This window comes from Paralcaligenes ureilyticus (assembly GCF_004346225.1).
Taxonomy (GTDB): domain Bacteria; phylum Pseudomonadota; class Gammaproteobacteria; order Burkholderiales; family Burkholderiaceae_B; genus Paralcaligenes; species Paralcaligenes ureilyticus.
In genome coordinates, this window is the sequence record NZ_SMAJ01000002.1 from 86738 (window position 1) to 109419 (window position 22682).

Sequence of the window (22682 nt, forward strand, 5' to 3'; positions counted from 1 at the left end):
TTCCGCCCGCTAGGCATGAACACGCTTTTGATTGGTGTCCAGGATGAGCATACGCAATTTGGAATATTTGTTTAGCCCCCGTTCTATTGCCGTGATAGGTGCGACAGACCGCCCTAATAGCGTGGGTGCGACAGTCATGCATAATTTGACGCAGGCTGGATTCGGGGGGCCGATTATGCCGGTCAATCCCAAGTACGATAATGTTGCCGGCCTTCCGGCCTTTCGCGATTTATCTGTATTGTCTACTGTTCCAGATTTAGCCATAGTGTGCACACCGCCATCGACGGTGCCTGGCTTGATAGCACAGCTTGGCCATATAGGAACAAGAGCGGCCATAGTCCTGACAGCGGGATCCGACACTCTATTCACTGGCGGGGTAGTGAACATGCAGCAGGCCATGCTGGACGCGGCCCGGCCTTACTTGCTCAGGATTCTGGGGCCTAATTGCATAGGGCTGATCGTTCCTGGCATCGGCGTGAATGCCAGCTTCGCCAGTGCAACCTCATTGCCCGGAAATATTGCTTTTGTGTCGCAGTCTGGCGCGCTGACGACTGCCGTGCTGGATTGGGCGGTAAGCAATCATATTGGTTTTTCAAAATTCATTTCCATCGGCAATAGCGCTGATGTCGATTTTGGTGATGTACTAGATTATCTGGCCAGCGACTCGGATACGCGCAGTATCTTGCTTTATATTGAGTCAATTAAGTTCGCTCGCAAGTTCATGTCGGCGGCGCGTGCCGCTGCCCGCAATAAGCCAGTTATTGTCGTTAAAGCGGGACGGTCTGCGGCTGGTGCAATAGCGGCTGCATCGCATACGGGTGCCATGGCGGGATCCGACATCGTATTCGATGCAGCAATCCGGCGATCAGGAATGTTGCGGGTCGATACGACTCAAGACTTATTCAGTGCGATCGAAACCTTATCGCGCGCCAAACCTTTGCATGGCGATAAGCTGATTATCCTAACCAATGGTGGTGGGCCTGGAGTTATGGCGGCCGACGCGTTGAACCTCGCAGGAGAAACGCCGGCGGTTCTGTCCGATGAAACCCGACGAAAACTCAATGCTGTATTGCCAGCCACATGGTCGAAAGCCAATCCTATCGACATCATAGGAGATGCGCCTGTTGAGCGCTACAGCAAGGCACTGTCGACTTTGCTGGGTGATGGAGGGTCCGATGCGATACTTTTCATACATGCCCCTACCGCAATCGTTGGAAGCGAGGACATCGCTCTGGAATGTGCTTCGTTAATTGCGGCGTCGCCCCGCAATTTGCTTGGCTGCTGGCTTGGCGGGCAGGGGGTATCGGCGGCAAGACATGTTTTCAATAAAGCCGGCATACCCACGTATCAAACACCAGAAGAGGCGGTGCAGGCGTTTTTGCATTTGCTTGCTTATCGGCGTAATCAAGAATTGCTGCTCGAAGTTCCTCCTTCCCAGCCACTCGATTTCCTGGTCGACGCACCGCAAGTAAAAAAAATCGTGGAGGATGCCTTGCGAAATCGACGCCGCCTTCTTAATGAAGTGCAAGCCAAATCGGTGCTGGCGGCCTATGGTATTCCTGTGGTGGAAACTCGGGTTGCGGAGACCGTCGAAGCCGCCGCCGAACTGGCGCAGCAAATGGGATTCCCTGTCGTTCTCAAGATTCTTTCGTCTGATATCAGCCATAAGTCAGACTTAGGTGGCGTTGTACTTAACTTGGCGTCTGTGCAAGACGTGCGCACGGCGGCTCAGAAAATGCTTGACCGATTCAGTCAGCTTCGTCCAGACGCTCAGCTTACCGGCTTTACGGTCCAAGCCATGATTAACCGGCCTGAAGCACATGAATTGATTCTCGGGGTGGCAAACGACGAAACGTTCGGACCGTTTATTTTGTTTGGCCATGGAGGAACTGCCGCACAACTTATCAATGACCGATCCGTAAGCTTGCCGCCTTTGAATATGGCTCTTGCTAAAAATTTAGTGGCCAGTACACGCGTATTTAAACTGTTGCAGGGGTATCGTGGTCGTCCCGAAGCCGATTTATCTGGTTTGTATCTGATTTTGATTAAGCTTTCTCAGTTGGTAATTGATATCCCTGAGATTGTTGAATTGGATATCAACCCGCTTTTGCTGGATGAGCATGGCGCAATAGCGCTCGACGCGCGAATAAGCATCGCGCCGTCTTTGTTACAGGGTGCTGATCGCCTGGCTATTCGGCCTTATCCGAGAGAACTTGAAGAGACTTTTAAGCTGGAAAAGGCGAAGAATAGCACTGTATTATTGCGTCCCATTCTTCCAGCCGACTCGGAGCTTTATCAGCGTTTTTTGCAGTCGCTCTGCCTGGAGGATTCTCGAAATCGCTTCTTTTACACTCTGCATCGGCTGCCCAATTCAGAATTGGCAAGGGTCACTCAAATTGATTACAGCCGTGAAATGACGTTGGTAATCATTGGTAGGGATAAATCTGGAACGGATGGAATTCTTGGAGAAATACGATTGGTTACTGATCCGGACAATCGGCAGGCAGATATGGGGATTGCCATAAGCACCGAATTTCAAAGGCAAGGTCTTGGATCTAAATTGTTGGCCAAAGCCATTCATTATTGTCGGGAACGCGGAACGGCCAATATTATAGGTACGGTTTTGTCTGAAAACTCCCGAATGTTAAGTTTGGCCAAGAAATTCGGTTTTACGCTTTCCTCGCATCATGATGGCGTTGTCGATATTTGCCTTGACTTGAACTCCAGCCATTGAACTCAGCATTCAGTCATATTGACGTGTGTCAAATAGGGCCACGAATTTAATTTAGTGCGCGGCAGTTGTTCCATCATGAAAATTGCAATGATGTTGATGCTAGTCAATTTCTGTCATTCAGGCAGGACTATCATGATTTTGCATGCAGTGTGCAAAAACGCGTACAAAATGCTAGGCACTTTGACTTGCCGCAGCAGTTAAAACTGGCGAGAATTGAAGCGGCCATTTGTTTTTCTTACCGGAGATTTGAATGACCAAACTTGCGACTTCCGATCCGACCGACCCATTGATTATTGTGGGCGCGCTGAAAGACGTCACCGCATCATCAGTTCAGTTTTCTGCTGAAAATTTCACTCAGTGGCTCGCATTACCTACTGCTTTGATCGAAGAGGCTACTTATCTGGGTGTGGTGGAAGGAGGCGAGGCAAATCAGGGAATGCAGCTTCCACTTTTCTCGATTTCACTGATAAGGCCACAGACTCAAAGCGAACATTTTTTCTTCGATTTGGTTATGCCTCCCTTTTTTATGGCTACCCAAAACTTAAAGATACCTCTAACTCTTACAGGCACGGAATTGGTTTAACCCAACTTGTATTCTTTCAACAGCACGTTTCTTATGTCTCGGAGCAAGGTTTTTAAAGGGCTCCAGGAAAAATCAATTCAAATAATTTCAGTATGACTTAAACGCTTCAAACCCGGCGTTGAATTCACGTTGTGATTATTGCGCCTGCGCTTGGCCGAGGCGTTATACCCGTTTGAACATGTGATTGAGGACTTCAGCTTTTCACAGTGGGCGCATACTTCGGGGGAACTTTGATTAACGCTTGGCAGGATACGGGCCGAGTTCTCGCAACGCGATTTGCACCGCATCGTCGACACTCAGTTCAATAATGGATGAAGATGGCAGATTGGGGATACCCGCCCGCTTGAGGATTTCTTGTATTGGAGATTTCAATCGAGCAAACAGCAGGCGTTTACCTGTGCTGGTCAGAAATTCAAAAAATTCGCCTAACGCTTCCAGGCTGGAGCTATCGAGGTCGGGAGAGGCCTCCAGACTTAGGATTATGACCTGGGCGGACGCACCTTCGCCGCCAATGTAGTGCCGTGCTTGGGTAAGGATACGATCCACATTGGCAAAGAACAACGGCTCATTCGGACGTAAGATGGCAATATTTGGTAATAATTTTGCCTCGGGATGCAAGGCGACGTTGACGAAATCGTGGCTGACCCCAAGTTGGCCCAGGACCGATAAGGTGGAGTCCGAAAATCGCCGTAGCATCATGAGGATGCTCACCGCGATTGCGGCAAGCAAGCCATCCATTACCCCCAGCATCAGCACCCCCGCCACGGCGGCTATCACTACGATGCGATCGCGATGCCAACGAAAGTAGGGTCGAAACATCGAAGGATTAAGCGTATGGCTGACCGCATGAATGACGATTGCGGCTAATGCCGGCTCTGGTATCAAGGCAACGGCGGGCAGTAATGTCAGAACCACAACTAAGATCACTATTGCGGCAAAGGTACCGGCAAACCGGGTTGCCGCGCCCGCTACTTCATTGGCCGAAGTGGCGGAAAACCCCGCGCCCACCGGCATGCCATGCAGTAAGCCGGAGATGACGTTGGCGGCGCCCAAGGCCAGTAAGTCCCTGTTGGGCGATACAGTGTCGCCATGCTTAACAGCAAAACTTCGAATCGAACTGTACGATTCGGCGTAAAGAATCATTGCCAAGGCCAGGCCAAGCTCGCTGAGCTGCCCCCATTCACGGCCTGACAGCATTGGAAGGGCGTGCGATGGTAGTTGCAGCGAAATCGCTCCAACCATCCTGACCCCATAGCGGGCCAGATCAATCCTGTCGCTGCAAGCAATACCCAATACGACAACAATCAACGCGCCTGGCAAACGCCGGAAGCGCGAAAGCAGGAACAGTAGTCCGAGGGCAATGACCCCCACCATTATGCTCGCCGCATTCCATGCGTGAATCTGACCGAACAGCTCGGGGAGAAACTGCATCAGGTCATCATGGTTTGTGTGTACCCCGGCTATTTGGGGTAATTGCTTAAGTGTAATGAAAATGGCTAGGCCAAATACAAAGCCCCGCAGTACCGGCTTGGCAATGAAGCTCGATATTTCCCCAACACGGGCCAGGCCGGCCAATAGGAAAAATATTCCGGTGACGATAACTAGGCCGACGCCCAGCATTAGTCGATGCTCGACGTCGCCGCTGTTTATGCTTATGGATGCAGTTGCCGCAGCGAGGACGGCGGCGGAAGATGAAGTGGCGGAGACAATCGCAAAACGGCTGGAACCAACGAGGGAGTAACAGACCAGGCCCGCCAGTAGGGCGATAATGCCCATCTGCGGAGGCAGGTTGCCGATGCTTGCATAGGCAATGGCTTCCGGCAACAATAGACCTGCAATCGACAATCCTGCTGTGATGTCCTTGACCCGAGCGCTTTTCGTCGCGCTTGCGGTAGTGCTCGGCATGTCGTTTCCCTTCAGGAGATACGTAAATGAGATTTACGTGTCGGTTATTCTCTCATTTTTTGCCAAATGAATACGGCTTGATTGGCTTAGGGAAGTGTTTGTTCCGCTTCCCTTATATCGAATCGTATTGAGGTGCGTCAAGTGAGATTCGGCGTGCCATTGCAAGCCAGCCGGCACATAGCACCGATAGCAAGCCAATCGCTGCCAGTTCAGCCGATCCGGGCAGCGCCAGCCCCATGATTTCGCGCAGGCCAGGCAGCCCGACTACCAACATAAGCATTAGAGCCACCGCAACGGCCATGCGCCCGATCCACGGGTTTCTCGCATCAGTCGTCACGCCCGCCGGGTTGCGGTTTGCCAGGATTAAAAGCAATACACTTAGTATCAGTGAAACGAAGACTACGGCGCGGCTTTGCGTCACGGCAACGCCGTCGGCTATCAGCATGCCATAGCCGGCGAGCAGGATGGCCGCCAATCCAAAGCCTTGAAGTACACCGTTGAGCAAGTTGTCTCTTGAAAAGGGCGAGGCTTGACGTGCCCGCGGCGAACGGGACATCACGTCGGTTGCTTCCGGTTCGGCCTCGAAGGCGATCGAGCACGCGGGATCAATGAGCAGTTCAAGGAGCACAATATGCACTGGCAGCAATATCATCGGCCACTGTAGCATCGCCGGCACTAGCGCCAGCCCGATAATTGGAACGTGTACGGCAAATACGAAGCGGGTAGCGTTGTCGATATTGTCGGAGATGCGCCGGCCCTGTCGAATGGCGGCGACGATGCTGGCGAAGCTGTCATCCAGCAATACCAAAGCGGCCGCCTCGCGCGCGACATCAGTGCCGCGTTCGCCCATTGCAATGCCAATGTCTGCGCCTTTGAGCGCGGGCGCGTCGTTGACGCCGTCGCCGGTCATTCCCACGACCTCGCCCGCGGCGCGCAGCACCTGTACCAGCCGTAGCTTGTGCGCCGGTTGCAACCGGGCGCACAGGTCTGCGCCCTGAAGCCTTTCGTGCAGCGCTTTGTCGTCCAACGCGGTGATCTCGGCTCCCGTGAGAACGTCTGGCCTGTCGGACAGGCCCACCTGGCGTGCAATCGCGAGCGCCGTAGAGGGATGGTCGCCGGTCATCATGATCAGGCGTATTCCGGCGGCCCGACACTCGGCGACAGCGGCAGGCACTTCTGGCCGCGGAGGGTCGGCGAGCCCCACCAGGCCGAGAAACTCAAAGTTGAAGTCATGCTGGCTCTCAGGCCAGGCTGAGCCGGTGCCAGGTCCGCCCGAGCCGCCGTTCCAGCGCCCTCGGGCCACGCCCAGTACGCGAAGGCCACGCTCGGCCATTGCTTCAACTTCAAGCTGGATTGCCTCGAGCGCTCGAGCATCCAGATGGCAAAGGTCGGCCACAGCTTCTGGCGCGCCTTTGGTGGCCAGCAGATGCAGGGTTGGTTCGACACTGGCGAACACCCGCGTCATTGCCAGAATCTGGCTCGAAAGTGCATATTCGAATTCCGGAACGCGATCGTCATGTACATGCTCAGTGCCCGCCAGCCAGTGGTGGCCGAATTCCTGAATGGCCTTCTCCATGGGGTCGAATGGGTCGCCTGGTGTGGCTAGCATGGCGAACTCGATCAATTCGTGGAAGACCTCAGGAAGATCGGTGGCTGCGTCGGGCATAAAGCGTTGGTTAGCGCTGTTGAGTTCGGCTACCGCCATGTGATTCAGCGTCAGGGTGCCGGTCTTGTCCACGGCCAGCACTGTGATGGCGCCAAGCGCTTCGACTGCCGATACGCGCCGGGTAAGCACACGCTGCTTCGAGATGCGCCAAGCGCCCATCGCCAGAAATACCGTTAGGATGACTGGAATCTCTTCGGGCAGGATCGCCATCGCCAGTGCGATACCCGCCAGCAGGCTATCGAGCAGCGGCCGGCCGTCCCACAACCAGCCGAGCAATGTCTGGATGCTTGCAAGTACCAGAGCGCCTGCACCCAGCCCGCGTACCAGTTTGCGTGAACTTTGCTGCAACGAAGATGTTGGTTCAGCTGTATGGACGAGGTCGGCGCCGATGCGCCCTACCGCGGTGCCGGTGCCGGTTGCGACGACTTTGGCCAGGCCTAGTCCGCGAGTGACGACGGTGCTTGCGAATACCGCGGTTGTGTTGTCATTTTTCAGCGTGTCGGGCGCTGTTGCCGTGATGTTCCCTTCCTCGATGGGTGCTAGTTTGGCAACGGGCACCGCTTCGCCGGTGAGTAATGATTCGTTCACCTCTAGATGACCGCTGAACATGAGCGCGTCGGCGGCGATACGGTCGCCTTCGCGAAGCACCAGAATGTCTCCACGCACAACTTCACGCCCCGCGACGCGCTGCTCTTTCCCGTCGCGAATGACAAGTGCCCGTGGCGCTGACAAATCACGCAGGGATTCCAGCGCACGCTGTGTCTTGCGTTCTTGCGCAAGTGTGATGCCTATGACCACCACCACGAAGCCGAGCAGGAATAGCGCCTCGGCGCGGTCGCCCAGAGCCAGGTAGATGCCGCCAGCTGTCAGCAACATCAGAAACATTGGCTCAATGAGCACATCGCGCGCGATAGTCGCAATTGGCTTCCGAGCGCTGCCAGGCAGCGCGTTGGGGCCTTCCATCACGAGCCGGCGCTTCGCCTCGGCGGCAGTCAGGCCCCGCGGCGTCGTTGGGTCTTTTACCGACTCACCCAGTGACCTGCCCACGTATTACTTGCCTTGCAGCAGGTCCATTCCAGGCGGGAAGGTCAGGAAAAGGCCGAGCGCCAACAGAATGAAGGCTATAACGCCGACCCTGTTCAGCGCCACGTCTCGGCCGTCCCACTTCCGCGCCAATATGAACCAGCTTGCCAGCCACACAACGATGGCCACTGTTGTCACGCCCGAGAGGGGACCAGTGGGATTGTAGAAATTCAGTAAATTTTTTATAGTGGAAAAAGCATCGCCCAACAAGGCGAGAATTCCTAGCGCGGCGCATCCTATACCTGCGGCCAGAATCGCCGCTGCGCCGGCGCCATTGGGCAAGTCTTTATCCGTTGGTGATTCATTAATGTTTGCCATGATTATTCTCCATGCATCAAGTGAATCGTTGCCCCACCGCGGATCGGCGCGTATTTATTGAGAAAGGCACCGAATCCCCCCGCGACTCCGGTGGTCAGGAACGCCGCCAGCGTGAAGATCAGCGCAGCCTTGCGCAAATCGCGATGTTTGGCAAGGCTGCGGCCGTACTTCCCGAACACGTAGGCGACCATCGTCATCGCTATCGGGGCGATCCAGGACACGTGTTCTTTCCATTCCATGCCAAAATTGTGCCATCCGCTTGTGGTTGGACTCGACAACAACAGCCTTTGAGGGTAGCCCGTCAGATCGACCGTCCCTGCCGGCGCTATAGCGCGGTACCACGGATAGACGATATAAGCGCCTGAAAAAACGGCCAGCCAGGCCAGCACGACCATACCGATTAGATAGAACCGCAGCAACATCTGATCCCTGTGACTTGGAATTGCAGCTGAACCGGGCGCGGACATTCGAAACAATTCGGCAATTGCGCCAGTAAATGCCAGCATGAACAACGCGCCAAAACCCATCCCGTGAAACACGGTCCACAGGTCACGCACACTGATTTCCATGGTGAATCTCCTTTTGAGCAACATCACTGCCGACTGATTAATGACGCGCACGCCGATTAACTTGGCCTCACGGCGAGCTGTAAATTGAGTCGCACGAAATTTGAGTATGGATGTTGAGATGGCCGGATACCGATGTTTCAGTCTACGTCAGCGGCAAACTATGGGAATTGATTTAGCTCAACATACCGTGCGGCGACAGATGTCTAATCGCAGGAAGCGCCGGCGAGTTCTCGCAGTGCGTCAAGGTTCAGCAACTGAACTTCGCGTTGATGAACGCGTATTAGGCCTTCGCGCCCGAAACGTGAAAATAGACGGCTGACAGTTTCCAATGTCAAGCCTAGGTAATTACCTATGTCTTCGCGGCTCATCCGTAGGACGAACTGGGTTGATGAATATCCCAAAGCCGACAGGCGTTGCGACATATTCAATAAAAAGCCCGCCACACGCTGTTCGGAGAGTAACAGCCCCAAAGACATGACCATCTGATGGGAGCGCTGTATTTCCTTGCTCATTAGCCGCCTGAACTGTTGCTGCAAAATAGGTAAGTGCGGAGCCAGGGCATCCATTTCATCAAGGCGAATTACGCATACTTCAGTATTTTCCATGGCAATTGCATGTGACGGCTGCTGTAGCTCAATCAGGCCATCCAGGCCGGCGATTTCGCCAGGCAGCAGAAACCCGGTGATTTGCGCTCGACCGGCAGCATCTTCAAGCTGGGTTTTGATGGACCCAGAGCGTATGGCGTACACGGCTTCGACCTTATCGCCCAGATGAAAAAGGGCATCCATTTTCTTTACCTGGATGCGTTTGGTGATAAGTTGGTCGAGTTTGACGCGTTGCTCGCGCGACATGCCTAGAGGCAAGCACAGTTCACTTAACGCGCAGGTGGAGCAATGGGTAGAGTCTGGCGCGACGGAAATGGTTTTTCTCATGCCGTCCTGAGCCGTAGATTTGACTTGGTGATTATAAGTACAACTTCAGTTCAATTACGGACTCCTTTGCCGTCCAATTCAAGTAACGATACAATTGGTAACTTATACCGTGACGAAGCCGTCTTAATCCGGGTCCTGTTCTGTGAATGAGCCGCCGCATACGAAGTATGGGGAGGCAATCTGGAATTTGTGGTTTGTTAATGTGAAAACAAGGTGGGCACGGTCATCGATTGGAGCAGGGTTTTCGAGGTTCCGCCCAATATCCACTCGCGTACCCGGCTACGGTTATAGATGCCCATGACGACCAAATCGCAGCCATAGTCGGCTGCCGCGTTAAGTATGCAGTTCCCGACACCCACATCCCCGCTCTGCGCGTGAACTTCTTTGGGCTGCGGGAAACCGTGTATGGAACAGTAGGCCAATAGATCATCAGTTTCGATGTCGCGCGAGCGCAACATTTCGGGTTGAGGATCAACGGTAAGGATAGTTAGTTCCGAGGCTTGTTGGATAATCGGAGCTGCGTCGGCCAGAGCCCGGGCGGCGCGGCGACCATAGTCCCAGCAAAATAGCACGTGCTGGCCGACAGGGCGCTGTATATCTCCGGCATAGGGAATCATCAAGACGGGCCGTCCTGCCGACGTAATGACCGACTCGGCGATATTCGATGGTATTGTCCATGTCGATTCGACATTGTCGGTTTGGCTCATTATCAGCAGATCGCAAGCGCGCGCGTGAAGGGCCAGAACCTCCTCGATGGGGCCTTTGGGCATTCGGCATTGGGCCTTGATACCCGCCAGTGCTGCCTGCTTCAGGAAACGTTCTTTTGTTTCGATTCTTTCTTGTGCAATCTGTTCGAGCAGCGTAGCCAGGATCTGTGCCGCTGCCCCCCCGTCGCCATACATATATTGAGGCGTTGGCGGGTCGGTGCAAACTCCGATCAGCTCGGCCTTGTGGTGTGCTGCCAGTTGGATTGCTGCTTGTATGCGGCGTGTCCGGTTGGCGTCGTTGGTCAGGTCAAGTGCAATACGTCCGAGCATGGCGATCTCCTGTGGTTAAGCAACTACATATCGATGCCTCAATTTATGCCAATGCTGAACTATAAGATTTGATTTGGATCAAGATGTAGGCGGATCTTTCGGCGCACGCTGTTATCGATGATGCAATTGCGTATTTGCTAGGCCTGCAACCAGTCAGCGGTTTTAATCAGTTGATGCTGGGCGGTGTGGCCGAAACGTTTAACAGGCAATCGGCAAGGCCCGTGTCATTGGTTCCGCAAAAGGCAGGTGCGGCAAATTAAAATAAATACGCTAAAGATTGCATGACCGGTCACGATCCGCTTACCTGCGAAGCCGATGGCTTACGCGGACTGATGCCAATCTGAGTCAGTAGGTCTTATCGCCAACACGGCTGCCCCCTGTAATCCACCGGAGCGCAAGCTGGCCAAAGCTTCGTTTGCCTTTTCCAGTGAAAAAATAGTGATTTTCGTCCGAATGTGAATCTTCTGCGCCAAATTAAGGAATTCGAGACCATCCTCACGCGTAAGGTTGGCAACTGAACGGATTGTTCGCTCTCCCCAAAGGTCGGCATAAGGGAAGGTGGGAATATCGCTCATATGGATTCCTGCGCATATTACACATCCCCCTTTTTTTACTTGTCGCAGGGCGAGCGGCACCAACGGGCCAGCGGACGCAAAAAGCAGGGCCGCATCAAGCGCTACCGGCGCCGGTTTGTCCGATCCCCCGGCCCACGCTGCCCCGAAGTGAAGGGCGAATTGCTGGCTTTTCGTATCGCCGGGCCGTGTGAAAGCGTAAAACACGCGCCCCTGAGAGCGCAGCACCTGTGCGACGATATGGGCTGCGGCGCCAAACCCGTAGAGACCGATTCGTTTTGCCTCGCCCGCGAATCGAAGTGCGCGATAGCCAATCAGGCCGGCGCACATAAGAGGCGCTAATTCCATCGCAGAGGGCGTGTTCGGGGATTCGTCCGCCAGGACAAAGCAATAGCGGGCGTCTGCCACAGTGTATTCGGCGTAGCCGCCATTGATCTGATAGCCGGTGAAGCGAGCCGAGTCGCAAAGATTCTCTTGTCCACTTGAACAAAAATCACATTTACCGCAAGCCCAGCCCAGCCAGGGGACTCCTACTCGTTGATTGACCGTCAAGCCCTTAACACCAGGCCCGAGCGCGGAAATACGGCCGATGATTTCGTGGCCGGGGATGATTGGAAGAGCGGGATTGGGCAGTTCTCCATCGACAAGGTGCACGTCGGTCCGGCAGACGCCGCAAGCTTCCACTTGGATCTGGACTTGATTGATCCCTGGCACAGGGCGCGGTAGTTGTTCAATTTGGAGCTCATCGCCAAGACGATGGAGAACCATTGCGCGCATTGTCGTAGAAGTCAAATCATGCATGACGGACCTAAAAACCTGAGAGTTCCAATCCTTTTAGCGCCGGGAGGCACGATTCAACCGACCGGCGGCCCGCCTCGATAGCCTCTTGTGCCTGATGGAAATCCAGTAAGCCAAAGTGAGCGAGCTTCGGAGTTATGATTATGTCCGGCGGCTCGCCCGCCATCCGGCTACGGGTAATACGCACTTGCATAATGTTTAGGCTTGACGCCACGACATCGAGCATTCGCGGTAGGCGTTGTTCGTTTTTATCTTCATCGGATAGAAGAGATCCGAATCCTGATCTCATTTTTCGTACCCATTCGTAGCCAGGGGAGTCCGCTTGGGCTGCCGCAGCAGAGTCCCGCACCAAATGCCGGGCTAGTGTGTCGGAACTCAGGTCAACAGCGATCAGAATATCCGCGCCCATTGCGCGGGCAAGTGAAACAGGTACAGGGTTTACCAATCCACCATCGACCAGCAGTTGTCCTGCATGCCAGACCGGTGAAAATAGCCCCGGCAAGGCAATGGAGGCTCGTATCGCGTCCAGCGTGGGTCCGCTTCGTAACCATACTTCGGCGCCTGTGTGCAAAGCGGTCGCAACGGCCCCAAAAGGAACCTTCAAGTCTTCGATGGAGCAATCAATGAAATCCTGGCGGAAAAATTCCATTAAACGTTCGCCTTTTAACATACCGCCATTTAGCGCGATATCCATAAACGAAATAACGTTTTTAATGGTGAGTCCGACAGCCCATTCTTTGAAGCGGTCAATCTTGCCTACTGAATATACGGCTCCGACAAGGGCGCCGATTGAGGTGCCGCATACGATGTCGGGCCGGATTCCATATTCTTCAAGCGCCAGTATGACTCCTATATGAGCCCAACCACGCGCTGCTCCGCCACCAAGGGCCAAGCCAATCGAGGGCCTGGAATTGAGCTTCACCATACGATAGGCTCCTTTTAGCCTACACGGAAATTCTTGCCGAAAATCCAGGCTCGAATGCCGATGCAAAAAACTTATTCGTCCAAAACAATGTCCTGCCTATATCAACCCGTTCGCCCAGCCAACCATCGGACGTAGCAGGTCGGATTCGTATACCGGATCAATTCTAGGCGTAAATCGGTATGGGTACGCACGCGGAGCCCCGATGATTTCAGTCATCTTGATCTGCGTCAAATAACATCCAGCGATTGCGGCAGATAATGAAATTATTTTCCAGAATGTGAAATGGAAAGAAGCAATTGAGCAATTGATAGAGTATTCAACACGTCTTTCTTTTCCAGCCATCCTCGTCGAGCCTGACCGATGCCGAACCGCAGATTGTCAAAATCGAAGATGCTATGCGCATCTGAATTCACGCTGATCAAGACACCTTCACTTTTGGCCATCATGCAGTAAGTATCGGTCAGGTCAAGGCGACTTGGTTGAGCGTTTAATTCTAAAAAGCAACCCCGCTGCCTAGCATGAAGGATGATCTGTTGCATATCGACATCGTAAGGTTCCCGTTCAAGAATCAAGCGTCCTGATGGGTGAGCCAGCAAAGTAAAGCAAGGGTGATCCATCGCTCGCAAGATACGCTTGGTTTGCCGCTCTCTGGACAATCCGAATTTGCTGTGAACTGCAGCGACGACAATATCCAGGCGCTCAAGAATGCTATCGGGCAAATCGAGGGTGCCATCCTCATTGATTTCGACTTCGCAGCCCTTTAACAGCTTAAGGCCCAACTCTGTGTTCAGTTGGTCAATTTCATCCATCTGCCTTGTCAGGCCTTCGGCATTCAAACCATGCGCCACAGTCAAGCTGCGTGAATGATCGGTGATGGCGAGATAAGATAATCCACGTTTTTTTGCTTCGATCGCCATTTCGCGTAAGCTGTTTCGCCCATTCGATGCTTTGGTGTGCGAATGCAAATCCCCGGCTAGATCCGCCAAGTGAATCAGTTGCGGCAATTTTCCTGACTGAGCTGCGGCGAATTCGCCGCGATTTTCGCGCAGCTCCGGTTCGATATATGGCAATCCAACCGCCTGGAACACTGCAGCTTCGGTCTCGGACGCAATACGCCGCGTCCCGGAGAACACACCGTATTCGTTCATCTTTAATCCCCGCTTCTGGGCTAGCGTTCGCACCGCAATACTGTGTGATTTGGATCCAGTGAAATAATGTAGCGCAGCGCCAAAACTGTCGTTTGACACAACTCGCAAATCCACTTGCATTCCTTGGCGCAGTACGACGCTGGCGCGTGTTATCCCTTGTGTCAGAATCTGTGTAACTCCTTCAAATTTGACGAACCGCTGAATTATCAAGCGTGGACGAGACGAGCTGATCAGAATATCCAGGTCACCGACGGTTTCCTGCCTGCGGCGGATACTGCCTGCAATCTCGATTTTTTTGATGTCCCCTGGCGCTCGTAAATACTCTAAGAGTGAGCCGGCTATCGATTCGGCTAGATCCAATCGATAGCGCTTCTTCTTTGACTGTTGCGTTCGGAGAGCCTCCAGGATACGTTGCTCGGCGCGTACGCCAAATCCTGGGATGTTTCTAATCTGGCCATTGTGAGCGGAACTGTATAGTTGGTCCAATGTTCGGATATTGCGTTGCCGGTACAGTGTATTAACGCGCTTGGGCCCCAGTCCGGGCACTGTCAGCAATTCGTGAACCGACGGTGGAAACTGGCGGTGCAACTGTTCGCGCAGGGCGCATGTTCCGGTTGTGACTATTTCGACGATTTTCCCGGCCAAGTCGACGCCGATGCCTGGCAAATCCGTCAGGTCGCGTTTTTCTGCCACCATAGTCTGTACGCTGGATGTCAGCGCATTCAGAGTTCTTGCGGCATTGCGATAGGCTCGGACCCGAAACGGGTTGTCACTCTTGATTTCAAGCAAATCGGCGATCTGATTAAAAATGGTTGCCACATCTGCATTATGGATAAGCATACGACGTTCCTTTATCAATTGGATAAACGTCCGTCTTCTAGGCGGCATTTCAACTGGATTGGCGCGGCGGCAGATATAGCATGCCATATTAGTCATGTTTTATCGTGATTTTTATCACGTTATTAACTGTTTTCGGGAAGCGTTTTTCAATACTATGCTTTCCGGCAAGTGACTTGCCAACGGAAATATATAGCCGAGGATTTTGAATCCGTAGTTGCTCTTGTGCGACAGTCATTTGATTTGGATCAATACGCGTATTTCCGAAGTGACTACGCTGACTTTAGAGGGTGGATGGCAGTGCTGAAGAACATGCGAACGCCCGCGCCTGTTTGTCGAAACAAACGAAAACTTTTGGAAGCTGGGAAACGTTCACATAGACACCATGAAAACTGCTATTTCAGCCAGCCTGGAACGTATCACGACGCTTGGAGACCTGTTTGACTGGCGAATCAGACAAACGCCGGAGAATGAGGCATACCGCCATTTCAATTCAGAGACAGGGTGCTGGCATTCTCATACCTGGGCGCAGATCGGGGTGCGGGTGAGGGCCTGGCACAGCGCGCTTGCTGCATCCCGCCTGGCGCCTGGCGCACGGGTTGCCGTGTTGCTGCCAAATGGTTTGGATGCAGTCTGCATTGATCAGGCGAGCCTGGTTCTGGGCCTGGTCCCGGTGCCGATGCATGCGCTGGACAATCCAGCCAGCATCGCCTACATCGTCAAGGACTGTGATGCATCAATGTTGGTGTTGTCGACTCGTGCGCAATGGGAGGCAATTGCCGCAATCGGCGAAGCGATGCCGTTGTTGAAGCTGGTATTGGTCATAGGCGATGAACATTTTGCCAATGATTGCTCGCCACCTCCTGCTCCAGGAGTCGTGGTTCCATTAGCGACCTGGTTGGTCAATGGTGACTTGCCTAACAGTGCCCCAAGGCCTCCGGTGTCGGGCGGCGCCCTGGCTGCAATCGTCTATACGTCGGGAACTACCGGCAAGCCTAAGGGGGTCATGCTGACCCATCACAATATACTGTCGAATATCCGGGCAATGATGGCACGGGTCAACGTGCTTCCGTCCGATGTGTTCCTGTCGATCCTGCCGCTATCGCATACTTTCGAACGTACTGTTGGATATTACCTGCCGATTGCGGCCGGCAGTTGCGTCGCTTATGTAAGGTCCGTAGCGAAGATTCCAGAAGACATGGCAACGGTCCGGCCGACGATACTGGTTTCGGTGCCGAGAATTTATGAGCGCTCCTACTTGAAATTGCAGGAGTCGCTTGCCCAATCCAGCTATTTGATGCGACGTTTGTTCGCGCTTACGCAAACGATAGGCTGGCGACGCTTCTGTCGACGCCAGCATTTGCCTTGCGATGAGACCCCTCTAGATTGGCTGGATCCGCTGCTGTCTCCTATTTTGCATTTATTGGTGGCGCGCAGGGTGCTGGCGCAGTTCGGCGGATGCTTGCGTGTGGCCGTGTGCGGCGGGGCACCTTTGTCGCAGGCGGTAGCAGAATGTTTTCTTGCGTTGGGCTTGCCATTGGTGCAGGGCTACGGTATGACAGAGACATCACCGGTGGTCTCCTGCAATACGCCTGTCGACAACTGGCCGACCACGGTCGGAAAACCACTGGAAGGCGTCGCGGTACGTATCGGTGAGAGCAATGAGTTGCAGGTCCTCGGCGGCGGTGTCATGGCAGGGTATTGGAAGCGGCCGGAAGACAGTGCGCAGGCGACGACCGGCGATGGTTGGTTGCGTACCGGCGATCAGGCCGTCTTGGAAGGAGGGCGCATTCGCATCATCGGCAGAATCAAGGAGATCATCGTCACGTCAACCGGCGAGAAGATTGCGCCGGCGGATCTGGAATTGGCGATCACGGCCGATCCGCTATTCGAGCAAGCGTTCGTGATTGGCGATAACCGACCGTTCATCGCCGCTTTTGTTGTGCTTAGCCGTAGCGGTTTGGACACACTGTTGCGCCAATTGAAGCTTGACGTTAGCGGTAGCGTCAAGCTGGATTCGGTATTAATGCGGGGTCTCATTCTGGAGAAGATTCAATCGGCAAGCAAGCATTTCCCCGGTTATGCGGTGCCGCGTGTTGTACGGGTCGCGACGCAGCCGTGGTCGCTTCAGAACGGCCTGATGACACCCACACTGAAACTTAAACGCAATGCCTTGCTTGAGCATTTTCATGCTGAAATTGATGATATCTACGCATAAAGCAAACCTGTCGTCCGATAGCCAAAAACTTTCTCGGTAAGCCAGTACCTTGTTCAACCCTTCTTAATCAATAGTGTAGTTTTGTACCTTAAGCCGCTTCTTGAATATTAGAAGCCTGCTTACCTTTTGGGCCCTCGGTCACTTCAAATCTGACTTTCTGGCCTTCCTTGAGGGTCTTGAATCCATTCATCTGGATTGTTGAGAAGTGCGCGAAAAGATCTCCGCTACCATCATCCGCAGTAATAAAGCCGAAACCCTTGGAATCGTTGAACCACTTAACAGTACCTGTTGACATAATTTGCTCCTTCGAAGTTTAAAATCGCAGCGACCTACGCCGCTGCAGCACTTTTAATCTCAGCATAGGCAAGAGAATATTTGCAGCCCGACGAATGTCATACAACTTTATTATGGCGGTCTTATATTTGCCTGTATTGATACATATCAAATCTTTTTCAAAATGGAGTCACGCCTTGTGTTAAGCAAAAATAACGCCAATAATTTTGTCCTGGATCAGATTGCCCATAATCTGGTTAGGTATCATTTGGCATACATTTCCGGTGGCTCATCAATTAAGTGCCCTTAAAGGATAGTAGCGACGCATACGGTATTGTTTATCTGCGTTAGCAGCTAGTTTCAATTTTTGATACCTGGGACATTGATCATGTACAACACAATTTTAGTTCCGGTCGATGGTAGCCCGACATCGGGCAGCGCAGTGGCGGAAGCGGGAAAACTGGCTTTAATGTGCTCCGCGCATGTGCACCTGTTGCATGTACTTGACATGACTGCCTATACCAATGGTTTCGAACAGGCGGAAGTTTATTTCAGAGATATCAAGCCGCATGCAATAAAAGCGGCCGAAGACATGCTGGCCCGCAGCCGTTCGCTTCTGGAAGCGAGCAACGTTGTTGTCGATACTGATCTGCGGGAAAATCTGGACGGGCGAGTCGCCAGTGTCATCGTTGAACGCGCCGCATCCCTGGGTGCTGATGTTATTGTGATGGGCACGCATGGACGACGCGGATTCGAGCGAATGATGATGGGTAGCGATGCGGAACTGGTGGCCCGTACCTCTCCGGTGCCGGTGTTGCTTGTCAAGCAAAAACAATAAAGGCATCAGCCGTGCCGGTTAATTCACATGTGAATCGTGCCATATGGGAGCGCTTGAAGGAACACCCTTTGGCGTGGGTCGGCCCGGGATTGATCACTGGCGTGGCCGACGACGACCCCAGCGGGATTGCCACATACTCCCAGGCGGGTGCGCAGTTCGGCCTCAACATGCTGTGGACGATGCCACTGGCTTTTCCGCTGATGGCTGCGATTCAGTCCATGTGCGGACGTATCGGCCGGGTTACTGGGAAGGGCCTTGCCGCCAATATCAAAGGCGCGTTCCCGCCTGCTGTGCTTTTGTTTGTCGTGGTGCTTCTATTCATTGCGAATATTCTCAATATTGCTGCGGATGTTGCCGCCATGGGAGAGGTGGCGGAATTGGTCACAGGCCTGAATCGTCATCTCATGACCGCATTTTTTGTATTTGGCACGCTGATACTGCAAGTATTCATTCCCTATCACCGCTATGTCTTTTTCTTGAAATGGCTGACATTTTCCCTACTGGCTTATGCGGCGGTCTTGTTTACGGTGCATGTCCCTTGGGCGGAAGTGGCTATACGTACGATATGGCCGAAGTTTCAACTCAATTCCACAAGCGCCGCCGTGATTGTCGGGGTTTTCGGAACCACCATTAGCCCCTATTTGTTTTTCTGGCAGGCGTCCGAGGAGGTCGAAAATATGCAAGGGGAGCTTGGTGCCGTGTCGCTGCTGAGTGACGGTCGAGGAGCTGGCAAAGAACTCCGCCGCATTCAATGGGACACGTGGAGCGGCATGTTGTATTCCGACATCACGGCCTATTTCATTATTCTGGCAACCGCTGTCACGCTTCACGCTGCCGGGGTCAAAGACATTGAGACTGCGGCGCAGGCGGCAAGCGCGTTGCGGCCGCTTGCTGGCGACTTCGCATATACCCTTTTCGCTCTCGGCATCTTAGGGGTCGGCCTGATCGGTGTGCCGGTGTTGGCCGGCTCCGCTGGCTATGCGCTATCGGAGGCAATGGGTTGGAAGTCCGGCCTGGAACGCAAAGCACGTGATGCACGCGGTTTTTACGGCGTTATTGCCGTCAGTGTGCTTGCTGGGCTTCTGATTCAATATTCGCCAATCGCTCCAATGAAGGCCTTGTTCTGGAGTGCGGTCATCAATGGCGTGGTCGCTGTGCCGTTGATGGTTGTGATCATTGTATTGGTTTCAAAGAAGTCAGTAATGGGCGAATTTACTGTCGGTCGGCCGACAATCGTTCTTGGCTGGATTGCAACTGGAGTGATGGGAGCAGCGGCGATACGAATGATCATGCCTGGCTAAGGCTAAATTTCTGAGGCGACCCCGGTTGGGTATTGGTAACGGGCGCACTCATAGCAATCCATCTATCATTTAAACCAAATGAGAGCCGGGCCGAATGCAATGCCCGGGAATAAAAACCGCAGTGTTGTTGATGCTGATCAATTACCGTAGTTTCCATCAGGATAGTATGACCATGCATGTAGTGCAAAGCACGTTTAAGGCTCTCGCCGCTTTGGCTTGTCACAGAGGTAAAAGCCAGTGGGAATTGAAATCGTTTTTTTCCTGGAGAGGTTCATCATGGCTAATAATTTAATGCAACTCGATCCCTTTAACGATATTGCTCATTTTTCGCCGTTACGCAGCTTTGAGGATTTATTCAAGGATTTCCGCTTGCGACCGGCCTTGGGTAATCTTGACGCCGAACCGCGCATTAAGATGGATGTATCTGAAACAGATCAGGGTTATACCGTAAAAGCCGAAATACCGGGTATTAAAAAAGAGGACGTAAAGGTAGCTGTCGAAGGTAATCAGGTTACGATCACCGCTGAGACAAAGCGCGAGACGGAAGAGAAAAAGGGTGAAACGGTAGTGCGTCGCGAACGCTATTTTGGCCATCAATCGCGCAGCTTCACTCTTGCTCATGAGATAGACGATTCAAAAGCCGTCGCTAAATACCAGGATGGCGTGTTGGAGTTGTCCTTACCCAAGAAATCGGGCAGCAGCGGTGCAAAAATGCTGACGGTCAACTAATTAGCGTAACTAAGATGGGATCCGACGGCGCCGAAATCATGGCTTGCTCGTGTTAGCCGTCGGGCGCGCCGGCTTGATCATGGTTTCGGGCGACACTCAGCAGACACGTCCCGGCAGAAAGAAGGGTGTGAACGCCCAATCGGCAACTGGATGCATGGGTGTCGTTTGTTTGGCGGCATCCGGGCGGTTACGTATTCAGTACGAGTAAGCGAGTATCTATGAAACTCTCATTTCTTGGCGCTGCCGGCACAGTGACCGGATCCCGGTTCCTGCTCGAAGCAGACGGGCGGCGGATTCTTATTGATTGCGGGTTATTTCAGGGGTTGAAGCAGCTTCGCTTGCGTAATTGGGCGCAGTTTCCGGTTACTCCCAGCAGTATCGACGCCGTCGTGCTGACACACGCCCATCTGGACCATTCGGGTTACTTACCCTGCTTGGCCCGAGATGGTTTTCGTGGGCCGGTTTACGCAACCGAGACGACCGTCGATCTGTGTGCCATTTTATTGACTGATAGCGCCCATATTCAGGAATCGGATGCCGATTTCGCCAATCGGCACAGGCTGTCGAAACATGCTCCTGCATTGCCGTTGTACACCGTTGCCGATGTGAATAATGGGATGCGTCTTTTTAAAAAAATGCCATTCAATACCTTGCATAGACTCGAGTCCGGCATCGAAATAATCTTTCATCATGCTGGACACATTTTGGGCGCGTCCATTGTCGAAATAAATTGGCAAGGGCGCCGCATAGTATTTTCCGGCGACTTGGGTCGATATAACGACCCATTAATGTCTGACCCCGCTATCGTGGAAGAAGCGGATTACTTGATAGCGGAATCAACGTATGGCGATCGCCTTCATGAGCGCGAAGACCCACAAAACCGGCTGGCCGAAATTATTCAGCGAACTGTGCGGCGGGGCGGCACGGTTTTGATTCCAGCATTCGCAGTCGGACGTGCTCAATTATTACTACTGCACCTGTACCAGTTAAAACAACAAGGGCGCCTGCCGGCCAATTTACCTATTTATCTGGACAGTCCGATGTCGGTAAACGCGGTCGATATTTATCGCCGTTATCCAGACCAGTTGCGCTTAGGCGAGGTCAATTACGCGGCGGCCTATGGAGTGGCCCATTATGTTCGCGATGTCGAGGAGTCCAAAGGACTCGATGCCACACCAATGCCCAAAGTGATTATTTCGGCCAGCGGCATGGCAACGGGGGGGCGAGTTTTACATCACTTAAAGCGATTTGCGCCGGATCCGCAATCGGCTGTATTGTTCGCCGGCTTCCAGGCCGCGGGAACGCGCGGTGCAAAGATGCTCAATGGTGCTCAAACCGTCAAGATTTATGGTGAATACGTTCCCGTGCGCGCGGAATTACACAATCTCTCAATGCTTTCGGCACATGCGGACGCCGACGAAATCATGCGTTGGCTAAGGGGTTTTCAACGACCGCCCAAAGAGACCTTCCTAGCTCATGGCGAGCCCGAAGCGGCGGATACCCTGAGGTTGCGGATTAAAGACGAATTAGGCTGGTCTTGTCATGTTGCGGAGGATCGGGAAGAAGCCGAATTGCGATGAATCCACAGTTCTTCTTTTACCAAACTTAATACAGATCAAGTGTCAATCTGTGTTTTCAGCGAATCATAATGCTAGCCATCCAAAGAACGAAGGAGACTTAGTCATGTACAAGAAAATTCTTGTGGCCATTGATGGGAGTGATGTGGCCAACGGCGCTTTTGAAACCGCGTTGCAACTGGCTAAGGCGGAAAAGGCTGAGTTGTTACCTCTATATGTAGTTGAGTATCCGAATATCTATGATCCAGGTATTGGGTATGATCTGACGCCAATTTATGAGGCCCTCCGTGCCGAGGGCGACCGCGTTGCAGCAGAGGCTGATGCCTGTTTGAAAAAAGAGGGTATAGATGGCAAGGCTCGTGTAGCTGATAAATTTCCCTCTATTAGGCCTACGGCGAGTCAAATCCAGGATGTGGCCGATGAGTTTCAAGCTGATTTGGTGATTTTGGGTACTCACGGCCGCAGCGGCTTTAAGCGGTTGATGCTGGGCAGTGTGGCCGAAGCGTTTATCAGACAATCAACAAGGCCCGTGCTATTGATTCCGCAAAAGGCAACTGTCGAGCCTCTAGCCAAGGAATGAGGGCCTGGCATTGGGGTTGGCTGGTTTCCAGGGCGCCTCAGACCGTTATGTTCACATCG

General features: G+C 53.2%; 18 protein-coding genes. 8 read left to right on the forward strand and 10 right to left on the reverse strand.

Annotated elements, in window-relative coordinates; all coding sequences use genetic code 11:
- Nucleotides 1–43 precede the first annotated feature (43 nt).
- Both EDC26_RS02740 and EDC26_RS02745 read left to right on the forward strand, forming a co-directional pair.
- On the forward strand, nucleotides 44–2734 hold the full coding sequence (locus tag EDC26_RS02740) for a bifunctional acetate--CoA ligase family protein/GNAT family N-acetyltransferase (protein ID WP_132579741.1): 2691 nt from the start codon (nucleotides 44–46) through the stop codon (nucleotides 2732–2734).
- Nucleotides 2735–2984: 250 nt separating this feature from the next.
- A complete protein-coding gene (locus EDC26_RS02745) occupies nucleotides 2985–3317 on the forward strand; it encodes a hypothetical protein (RefSeq protein WP_132579742.1) in 333 nt (110 codons plus the stop codon).
- 234 nt (nucleotides 3318–3551) lie between these two features.
- On the opposite strand, the gene EDC26_RS02750 is transcribed toward EDC26_RS02745, so the two are convergent.
- From EDC26_RS02750 to polX, 9 genes are all read right to left on the reverse strand, one after another.
- Entirely contained in the window at nucleotides 3552–5222 is a 1671-nt protein-coding gene (locus tag EDC26_RS02750) for a SulP family inorganic anion transporter (RefSeq protein WP_132579743.1), read from the reverse strand.
- 112 nt (nucleotides 5223–5334) lie between these two features.
- Nucleotides 5335–7935, reverse strand: a complete 2601-nt coding sequence (locus tag EDC26_RS02755; protein WP_243700754.1) for a cation-translocating P-type ATPase — start codon at nucleotides 7933–7935, stop codon at nucleotides 5335–5337.
- Nucleotides 7936–7938: 3 nt separating this feature from the next.
- On the reverse strand, nucleotides 7939–8289 hold the full coding sequence (locus EDC26_RS02760; RefSeq protein WP_132579744.1) for a hypothetical protein: 351 nt from the start codon (nucleotides 8287–8289) through the stop codon (nucleotides 7939–7941).
- Between the two features lie 2 nt (nucleotides 8290–8291).
- On the reverse strand, nucleotides 8292–8858 hold the full coding sequence (locus EDC26_RS02765; RefSeq protein ID WP_132579745.1) for a hypothetical protein: 567 nt from the start codon (nucleotides 8856–8858) through the stop codon (nucleotides 8292–8294).
- 203 nt (nucleotides 8859–9061) lie between these two features.
- Nucleotides 9062–9790: a helix-turn-helix domain-containing protein gene (locus EDC26_RS02770; protein ID WP_132579746.1), complete on the reverse strand. Its 729-nt coding sequence runs from the start codon at nucleotides 9788–9790 to the stop codon at nucleotides 9062–9064.
- Between the two features lie 197 nt (nucleotides 9791–9987).
- Nucleotides 9988–10827, reverse strand: coding sequence for a universal stress protein (locus tag EDC26_RS02775; RefSeq protein WP_132579747.1), 840 nt, complete (start codon nucleotides 10825–10827; stop codon nucleotides 9988–9990).
- A 320-nt stretch (nucleotides 10828–11147) separates the two neighbouring features.
- The gene (locus EDC26_RS02780; RefSeq protein ID WP_132580077.1) at nucleotides 11148–12176 is read right to left on the reverse strand and encodes a zinc-dependent alcohol dehydrogenase family protein; all 1029 of its coding nucleotides are present in this window, start codon (nucleotides 12174–12176) and stop codon (nucleotides 11148–11150) included.
- Between the two features lie 31 nt (nucleotides 12177–12207).
- Complete coding sequence (gene rssA, locus EDC26_RS02785) at nucleotides 12208–13122, reverse strand: patatin-like phospholipase RssA (protein WP_132579748.1); 915 nt, start codon at nucleotides 13120–13122, stop codon at nucleotides 12208–12210.
- Nucleotides 13123–13385: 263 nt separating this feature from the next.
- Nucleotides 13386–15206: a DNA polymerase/3'-5' exonuclease PolX gene (gene polX / locus EDC26_RS02790; RefSeq protein ID WP_243700755.1), complete on the reverse strand. Its 1821-nt coding sequence runs from the start codon at nucleotides 15204–15206 to the stop codon at nucleotides 13386–13388.
- Between the two features lie 286 nt (nucleotides 15207–15492).
- Here polX and EDC26_RS02795 point away from each other — a divergent pair, with 286 nt between their 5' ends.
- A complete protein-coding gene (locus EDC26_RS02795; RefSeq protein ID WP_132579749.1) occupies nucleotides 15493–17325 on the forward strand; it encodes an AMP-dependent synthetase/ligase in 1833 nt (610 codons plus the stop codon).
- 88 nt (nucleotides 17326–17413) lie between these two features.
- Here the strand turns inward: EDC26_RS02795 and EDC26_RS02800 are convergent, their stop codons facing one another.
- Nucleotides 17414–17620 (reverse strand): cold-shock protein, encoded by a 207-nt coding sequence (locus tag EDC26_RS02800; protein WP_132579750.1) that lies wholly within the window; start codon nucleotides 17618–17620, stop codon nucleotides 17414–17416.
- A 366-nt stretch (nucleotides 17621–17986) separates the two neighbouring features.
- Between EDC26_RS02800 and EDC26_RS02805 the strand changes: the two genes are divergently transcribed.
- From EDC26_RS02805 to EDC26_RS02825, 5 genes are all read left to right on the forward strand, one after another.
- Nucleotides 17987–18436, forward strand: a complete 450-nt coding sequence (locus EDC26_RS02805; protein WP_132579751.1) for a universal stress protein — start codon at nucleotides 17987–17989, stop codon at nucleotides 18434–18436.
- A gap of 11 nt (nucleotides 18437–18447) precedes the next feature.
- A complete protein-coding gene (locus EDC26_RS02810) occupies nucleotides 18448–19737 on the forward strand; it encodes an NRAMP family divalent metal transporter (protein ID WP_425012208.1) in 1290 nt (429 codons plus the stop codon).
- Nucleotides 19738–20013: 276 nt separating this feature from the next.
- Nucleotides 20014–20466 (forward strand): Hsp20/alpha crystallin family protein, encoded by a 453-nt coding sequence (locus EDC26_RS02815; RefSeq protein ID WP_132579752.1) that lies wholly within the window; start codon nucleotides 20014–20016, stop codon nucleotides 20464–20466.
- A 218-nt stretch (nucleotides 20467–20684) separates the two neighbouring features.
- Complete coding sequence (locus tag EDC26_RS02820) at nucleotides 20685–22046, forward strand: MBL fold metallo-hydrolase RNA specificity domain-containing protein (protein ID WP_132579753.1); 1362 nt, start codon at nucleotides 20685–20687, stop codon at nucleotides 22044–22046.
- 103 nt (nucleotides 22047–22149) lie between these two features.
- Nucleotides 22150–22623: a universal stress protein gene (locus tag EDC26_RS02825; RefSeq protein WP_132579754.1), complete on the forward strand. Its 474-nt coding sequence runs from the start codon at nucleotides 22150–22152 to the stop codon at nucleotides 22621–22623.
- The last annotated feature ends 59 nt before the right edge of the window (nucleotides 22624–22682 follow it).